General features: G+C 60.9%; 4 protein-coding genes. All 4 read right to left on the bottom strand.

What is annotated here, in order from left to right:
- Positions 1-9: 9 nt before the first annotated feature.
- Positions 10-240, bottom strand: a complete 231-nt coding sequence (locus EOA24_RS30460) for a tail protein X (RefSeq protein WP_126082989.1) — start codon at positions 238-240, stop codon at positions 10-12.
- Positions 241-326: 86 nt separating this feature from the next.
- Entirely contained in the window at positions 327-1,493 is a 1,167-nt protein-coding gene (locus EOA24_RS30455) for a RelA/SpoT domain-containing protein (RefSeq protein WP_126082990.1), read from the bottom strand.
- A 110-nt stretch (positions 1,494-1,603) separates the two neighbouring features.
- Positions 1,604-2,023, bottom strand: coding sequence for a phage tail protein (locus tag EOA24_RS30450; RefSeq protein WP_126082991.1), 420 nt, complete (start codon positions 2,021-2,023; stop codon positions 1,604-1,606).
- The coding region (locus EOA24_RS30445; RefSeq protein WP_127410408.1) for a phage tail tape measure protein at positions 2,023-3,766 on the bottom strand (1,744 nt) is incomplete at its 5' end. The genes EOA24_RS30445 and EOA24_RS30450, both read right to left, overlap by 1 nt.

Below are 3,766 nucleotides of genomic sequence, written 5' to 3'. Positions count from 1 at the left end.
GGCCCTTCCTCATGAAAAGAGGTCAATCACGGGCTTTGCGGCCGCGCCTTCGGCCGCCATTTCGGCCGGCGTCATCACGGTGACGACGCGAGCGACGGGCAGATGCGGGCCCGACCCGGCGAGGTCCTGGTTGAGCGCGAAGGTCTTCGCCACCATGCCGGAAAAGACCTTGCGATAATGCCGCGCCAACAGTGCGGATAGCGTCATGCCTTCCGACTTGACGGTGACAGTTTCTGTCAAGGGAAATCTCCTTCATCATCTGCTTGAGGCGTGCCTCAAGCAGATGATGAATCCAAATCTGAGTGAGTTTACGTCGGATAAGAGCGCTATCTATACGCTGCCAGCCACGAAAGATCGTAAGCTTGACTAGATTTATATCCGGGAGACAGAACGGCCTTCAGCTTCTCAGTAAATGCGCTCACGTCTAAGAAGTAGTTCGGAAACGCTTTCTTTAGATCGTTGACCTTGTTGACCTCAACCAGAACTGTATTCCGCTTCTGGTTGTTCCTTTCTTCATCAACGTATCGCGCAGCTCCCTTGTCGTAGCTGTAGAACGGTTGAACGAAGACCTCTCGGGTGCTGTAGTCGAATTGGAGCAGAAAATAGCGGGCGTAGGTATGACCATACCCGTCGGTAAAGTTAATTGCCCGATTGTACGTCTCCAAGGTCGAGACCGCCTTAATTCGCTTCGAAAGATCTCGGATTTCCTTTCGAATGTCCGCACGCGGGATGTCTGCAGTCGGCGCTAGTTCCCGGTCTTCCTCATATGCTAGTTCGGACGACATAAGCTCGAAAAACCGACGCCAGTCCGTATCACCCTCGCCGCCCTTTATGTTCTCGTGGCGGATCAGCCCAACTGATTCCACCGCAGTCGCCCAAGCGTGCTGCAATCGGGTGCGAAGTTGAACCTCAACGGTCTGTCGGTTGAAAATTTCTTCTTCGCCATTCCCGCAAAACTTCAGGATGAAGTGATGGCTTCGATAGCCATCCTTCTTCGGGCGCGAAATGTAGTCGTCTTCCGATTGGATCGAATGCGCGGTGCCTCCATTGCGATAGACTCCAACGAGCCGATCTACCTCTTTCATCGATCGCAAGATTGCCCTGCATCCGGCAATATCTTGCATTTGGTACAACGTGATCGGCCGCTGAAGCTTTCGGCGTATCGACGCCATGCGTTTAAGTCTGGCGGCGGCGACGGCGTCCTTTTCGACGTGCTTCAGCTTGCGGGACAGTTCCATCCGCACGCGAAGCAGGGGCAACATGTGCGCGTCTCGCCAGCTATGCGCGATTGCAAAAGCCTGCACTATGTGAAGACCGCGCGCCTCTTGAATTGTCGGGATCGCATCGCGAGTGAGGTTTTCGCGAAGCACCTTTCCGGCGTTCACAATCTCACTTTTCGAATACATCGGCCTAGGTAACCCCGCCATTCCAGCCGGGCCGACTTCATCCCGCTCAGGGACGGCCCACGCTACGTTATTGAGCGCTGGAATCATATTTCTCCCCTCTTAAAGTAGCCGTTAGGTAGGAGAGGCACAATATCCGGGATACCGGGCCTCCCTCGGGGAGCGGCGTCGGTACACACAGGCACTTGGTCTTTTCTCCGTTAAGCAATCAGCGAGAACAGCGAGGCGAAGAAATCGGCCGGTGCTGGCGCCGCCGATTTCTGCATCTTGACGGTGATGTCGACGACCTGGCCGACGCCGTCGTGATCGAGGAAGGTATGCTCGTCATTGACCGACTGCACGACGTAGAAGCCGAACACGCTGCCGTCGCCACGGGTCACCAGTTGCGGCGTGCCGGCAAGTTGCGCGTTGCGCAGGATGTTCAATGTGCCCAACCCGCCAAGCTTCGACGGAATCAGACGGCCGGAGACGGTGAGCGTTTCCGATCCGACGCCGACATCTTCCAGGGGAGGCATCGCGCCGACGACCGGCTTTTCTGCATAGTCATGCGTCGTCTCGCGCCCATGCTTGTCGATGTTGAAAGCGAGATCGCACTCGACCAGGCCGATCTTCATCAGCATCAGCGCGGCCCTCCAAAGTCGATTGCCTGCCCGCGCGTGTCGGACTGCACCTGCTGGCCGGTCGTCCTGCCGCCAAGCGAGCCGACCGGGCGCATCAGGTCCGCCTTGGCGGAAGACAGGAACCCACTGACGCCGGCGATGAAGGCGGCGGCGGCGCTCTTGCCGAACGACGACCCTGCCCCGGCGACGCCGGAGGTGAAGGTCTGCGCGGCGTTCTGGCCGGCCTGCGTGCCGCCTTCCGCGATCTTGCTGCCGGCGTCGGCGCCGCCGGACTGCAGCCGGCGCTCGAATTCGTCGGCGTCGAAGCCGGCGACGTTCGGGCCGATGCCTGCGTTGCCCGGCGACGGCGGAACATAGGCCTGGCCGCCCTTGGCCGGCGCATGCCGCCCCTGGGCGTAAACCTGGTACTGCCGCTCGGCGGGCGTCATCTCCGCCCAGCTTTTCGGCCGCGGCGTCGGCATGGGGACGGTCGCCGCCGACATACCCGTGTTGGGCTCGCGCGTCTTCCGGTCCTCAAGAATCTTCGTCTGCAACGCATCGAAAATGTTCTTGATCTCGCCGCGGCCGAGCTGCGCCAGCGCATCCCGGAAAGCCTTCTCGGCCGAGGCGCCGGTAAAGCGGTCGAACATGCCGAGCTCAGGATGCTGCTTATTGAAGCGATCCTTGAATTCGGCGGCATAGGATAGCGGATCGCGGCCGCTGCCGCGCAAGGCCTCATAGCCTTTGTCGACGGCCATCATGTCCGACAATCGGTCGTTCACCTTCTCCAGCGTCGGATTGAGCGCCCTGCCCGACAGGTCGCCAAGCGCGGTCGCCGTCTTCTGGATGTTGTTAATCAGCTGCTGCCAGTTGCCTTCGGAATCGCCGGTGATCTGGGCAAAGTCCCTCGCCACGGTGCCGGATGCGGAGCCGAGCGCGTCGAGATGCTTCTTCAGTTCCGGCATCTGCGTCAGCAGCGCGCGCATGCCTTGCTGCATCTGGATGTCGGTGAAGATCAGCGGCAGCTTGGACAGGTCGCCCTTGAGTGCCTTGTTGGTCTGCTCGACCAGCGTCTCGATGACGTCGCCGCCTTCCTTGCGGGTGCGGTCGAGTTCCCTGCGGATGTCGATATTGTACTTCTTGAAGTTATTGGCGACCTCGTTGCCGTAGGCCTTCTGCAGGATGTTGGAGAAGTTGGTCGCGGCCTCGGCCGAGGATCCCGTCTGGTTGCGCACGATCTCCAGCATGGCGGCGAGCCGCTTCAGGCCTTCGGTGCCCTTGTAACCCAGCGCAGCGAAGGCCGGCGCGATGGCCGGCAGCTCGGCGGCCATGTCCTTCAGCTCGAATTTGCCAGCCTTGCCTTCGAAGGCGAGGATGTCGAAGGCCTCCTGCATCTTGTCGGCGGTGATGCCGAGCGAGTTGGCGAGCGCGTCGGCGGTAAGCGCGATATCCGACATCTCGGCGCCAGAGGCCTGGGCGGTGCGGGCGACAGTCGGGAGGAAAGCCAGCACCTCCTCCAGCGACCGGCCTGACGCGATCAGCGTTTCGAGACCTTGCACCACGTTGTCGAACGGCAGCTTGGACTTGTCGGCCAGCTCCTGCAGCACGGCGATGGTCGGCCTGATGGCCGTCGCCGGCTTGTCGGCGTTGATGATGATGCGGCCGATCGTGCGCTCGAGCTGCGCATAGTCGCGCGCCGTGCGGATCGCGACATAACCCGCTGCCGCCACCGCCACGCCGGCGACCCTGCCCGCCGTCGTCCAT

It is taken from the genome of Mesorhizobium sp. M2A.F.Ca.ET.039.01.1.1, assembly GCF_003998035.1.
Lineage (GTDB): Bacteria > Pseudomonadota > Alphaproteobacteria > Rhizobiales > Rhizobiaceae > Mesorhizobium.
This window is presented reverse-complemented; position numbering and strand designations above follow the sequence as displayed.

What these genes read in the sequence shown, in the direction of transcription:
- EOA24_RS30455 (WP_126082990.1), bottom strand. Translation starts at nt 1,493, where the DNA reads ATGATTCCAGCGCTCAATAACGTAGCGTGGGCCGTCCCTGAGCGGGAT.
- EOA24_RS30450 (WP_126082991.1), bottom strand. Translation starts at nt 2,023, where the DNA reads ATGCTGATGAAGATCGGCCTGGTCGAGTGCGATCTCGCTTTCAACATC.